This window comes from Streptomyces sp. MnatMP-M17, assembly GCF_900091995.1.
Lineage (GTDB): Bacteria > Actinomycetota > Actinomycetes > Streptomycetales > Streptomycetaceae > Streptomyces.
Genome location: NZ_FMDK01001090.1, coordinates 1 through 3,894, shown reverse-complemented (window position 1 = coordinate 3,894; position 3,894 = coordinate 1). Strand labels below are relative to the sequence as shown.

Genomic DNA, 3,894 nt, shown 5'->3' with positions numbered 1-3,894 from the left:
TCCGGTCCCCGCCGTGTCGCGTTCCGGGACCAGCGGGCGGATCGGCGGGAGCGGATCCGCGCCGTCGAGTATGGCCGTCCATACGGGCAGTTCGGCCTCGCGGGACGGTTCCTGGGCCAGCTCGGTGAGCCGGTGCGCCCATTGCCTGAACGGCGTTTCGACCGGCGCGAGTTCGGCCGGACGGCCCTCGGAGATGTCCTGCCACGCCGCCGCCAGATCGGGCAGCAGCACCCGCCAGGACACACCGTCGACCAGCAGATGATGGGCCATCAGCAGCAGTCGGCCCGGCCGGTCGCCCGTGTCGAACCACACCGCCTTGACTCCCTCGCCGGCCTCCGGATCGAGCGCCCCCCGGGCCGCGCGCGCCCGTTCCGCGACGGACTCGCGCAGGGCGTCCTCGTCCAGGCGGGTGGCATCGACCCGTTCGATCCAGGTGTCGATGTCGGCCGTGCGCGCCGGTGGAACCTCCAGGGACCAGTCGTCCCGGTTTGTCCGTACCAGTCGCGCCCGCAGCATGTCGTGCCGGTCCGCCAGCGCCCGTACCACGCTCACCAGCTTCGCGCGGTCCAGCGCCGCCGGAGTCTGGACGAGCGCCGCCTGGTGGTAGCCCTTGAAGGGACCGCCCAGTTCACGCAGCCAGTGCATGACCGGTGTCAGCGGAACACTACCCGTGCTGTCGTACGGTGCCGGGACCGCGCCCGGTGCGACGGCGGACTCGACGGCGGTCTGTTCGGCGGCGACGGCGCACAGGCCGGCCACCGTGCGATGCCGGAAGACCAGGCGCGGAGTGATCCGTAGACCCGCTGCCCGTGCCCGGCTGACCAGTCGCATCGCCATGATGCTGTCGCCGCCGAGTGTGAAGAAGTCGTCGTCCACGCCCACCCGTTCGAGCCCCAGGACGTCGGCGAACACACCGCAGAGGACCTGTTCTTGAGGCGTACGCGCTGCGCGGCCCGACGAGACCGCCGTGAAGTCGGGCGCGGGCAGCGCCTTGCGGTCGAGCTTGCCGTTGGCGAGCTTCGGAAGGCGGTCCAGCAGGACCACCGCCGCCGGAACCATATAGTCCGGCAGTTGCCGCGCGACATGCGCACGCAGTCCACCCGCGTCCGGCGACTGCCCGGCGGCTGCCACCACATACGCCACCAACTTCTTGCCCGGACCGTCCTGACGGGCCGTCACCACTACCTGTCCGGTGTCCGGATGGGCGGCCAGTACGTCCTCGATCTCCGCCAGTTCGACACGGAAACCGCGGATCTTGACCTGGTCGTCCGCCCGGCCCAGATAGTCCAGCATTCCGTCCGCCGTCCAGCGGGCGAGGTCGCCCGTGCGGTAGAGCCGGGAGCCGGGAGGACCGAACGGATCGGCGACAAACCGTTCGGCGGTCAGGGCGGGCCGGTTCAGATAGCCACGGGCCAGACCGCCGCCCGCGAGATACAGCTCGCCGGGCACTCCCGGTGGCACGGGCCGCAGGAAGCCGTCGAGCACATAGGCCCGTGTGCCCGCGACTGGCCGGCCGACCAGTGGCCGGTCGCTGTCGCGTACGCGCGCCACGAGCGCGTCGACGGTCGATTCGGTGGGCCCGTACAGATTGAACGCCTCCGTGCCGCGCAGTCCGCGCAGCCTCTCCCACAGCGCCTGCGGTACGGCCTCACCGCCGACGCCTATCACGGCGAGAGGACAGGCGCCGTCCGAGATTAGCCCGGTGTCGGCCATCTGCGCGAAGAACGACGGTGTCACTTCGAGGAAATCGAAACCGTGCTCCACGACGGCCGCCGCGAGCAGTTCGGGATCGCGCCGTGTCTCCTCGGACACCACATGCACACAGTGCCCGTCGAGCAGCCACAGCTGAGGCTGCCAGGACGCGTCGAACGAGAACGACCAGGCGTGTCCTGCCCGTAGTTGCCGCCGGCCGGTGAGCGCGACAGCCGGTCCGTACAGTGTCTCCCGGTGGCTGTGGAAGAGATTGCCGACCGTCTCATGGGTGATGACGACGCCCTTCGGGCGGCCGGTCGATCCGGATGTGTAGATCACATAGGCCGGGTGACTTGGTGTCAGCGCGCCCGTACGGTCCAGGTCCGTCACATCCCGGGCGTCGTACGCGGCGAGCGCCTCCACGGTCTCCGGCGCGTCGAGTACCAGCACCGGCGCTTCGGAAGCGGGCAGCAGCGGCGCGAGTGCGCGAATGGTCAAGGTCAGTACGGGACGCGCGTCGGCCAGCATGTCGGCTGTACGTGCCGACGGGACATCCGGATCGAGCGGCAGATACGCGGCGCCCGCCTTCTGCACGGCCAGAATCGCCAGCAAGGTATGGGCGGTGCGAGGCAGGGCCAGTGCGACGATCCGTTCGGGACGGGCTCCTCGCTCGATCAGCAGCCGGGCCAACCGGTTGGCGCCCGCGTCGAGTTCGGCATAGGTCAGCTCGACACCGTCGGAAGCGACGGCGGGAGCGTCGGGAGTGCGCCGTACCTGCCGCTCGAACAGCGCGGGCACGGTGGTCGGTGCGGCGGCCGGCTCACGGGCGTTCCACCGCGTCAGTATCCGCTGCCGCTCGTCCTCGCCCAGGATGTCGATCCGGCCGATGGACAGATCCGGCTCCGCGGCCACCGCGCGCAGGACGCGGTGCAGGCGCTCCGCGATCGCTTCGGCGGTGGTCCGGTCGTACAGATCGGTGCTGTATTCGAGCACTCCGTGAACGCCGTTGCCGTCCGCGTGCTCCACGAAGTCGAAGGAGAGATCGAACTTGGCGGTGGCCTGGCCGACTTCCTCCTCGTGTGAGACGAGTCCCGGCAGCATCGGGCCTGTCGGGCCCGCTGCGAGATAGACGACCATCACCTGGAACACCGGATGGCGGGCCAGTGAGCGCGGCGGATTGAGCGCCTCCACCACACGCTCGAAGGGCACGTCCTGATGGTCGTACGCAGCGAGGTCGGCGTCCCTGACACGGGCCAGCAGTTCACGGAAGCCCGGATCACCCGATGTGTCCGTGCGCAGGACCAGTGTGTTGAGGAAGAATCCGACCAGATCCTCCAGCGCCTCGTCCGGGCGTCCGGCGATCGGGCTGCCGATGGGAATGGTCGTACCGGCTCCGAGCCTGGTCAGCAGGGCCGCCACGGCGGACTGCATCAGCATGAACATACTGACTCCGGCGTCGCGCGCCAGCTCGCGCAGTGAACTCGCCAGCTCCGGACCGAAGGACAGATCGACGGCGCCGCCGCGGTAGCTGCTCTCCGCCGGGCGCGGCCGGTCGGCGGGCAGTGTCAGCTCCTCGGGAAGATCGGACAGGGCCTCCTTCCAGTACGCGAGCTGCCGGAACGCCAGGCTCTCCGGATCCTTCTCCTCGCCGAGGACGGTCCGCTGCCACACGGTGTAGTCGGCGTACTGCACGGGCAGGGGTGCCCAGTCCGGCGCTCGGCCGGCCGTACGTGCGGCGTAGGCGGTGGCCAGATCCCGGGTCAGGGCCTGCTCGGACCACTCGTCACCGGCGATGTGATGCACCAGGACCAGCAGAACATGCTCGTCCTCGGCCAGCCGGAACACGCTTACACGGAGCGGCGGTTCACGGTCCAGCGCGAAACCGTACGACGCCGCGTCGGCCAGCAGTCCGGCAAGGCTCCGCTCCTCGGCGGGAACGACCTCCACCGGGATCTCGTACTCGCCGCGGCGCAGGATCCGTTGGTACGCCGTGCCGGCCTCCTCCGGGAACACCGTACGCAGTGTCTCGTGCCGCTCCGCCAGATCGCCCACGGCGGCGCGCAGCGCGTCGGTGTCGAGCGCGCCGGACAGCCGCCAGGCGGACGGGATGTTGTACGTGGGACCGGCGCCCTCGACCTGGTACAGCACCCAGAGCCGCTGCTGCGCGGACGACAGCGGCAGCCGCTCCGGCCGCTCGCCCGC

General features: G+C 70.3%; 1 protein-coding gene. It reads right to left on the bottom strand.

The features are described from left to right. Window positions 1-3,894: non-ribosomal peptide synthetase (locus GA0115259_RS36310; protein ID WP_141716845.1), on the bottom strand; the 3,894-nt coding region annotated here is incomplete at both ends.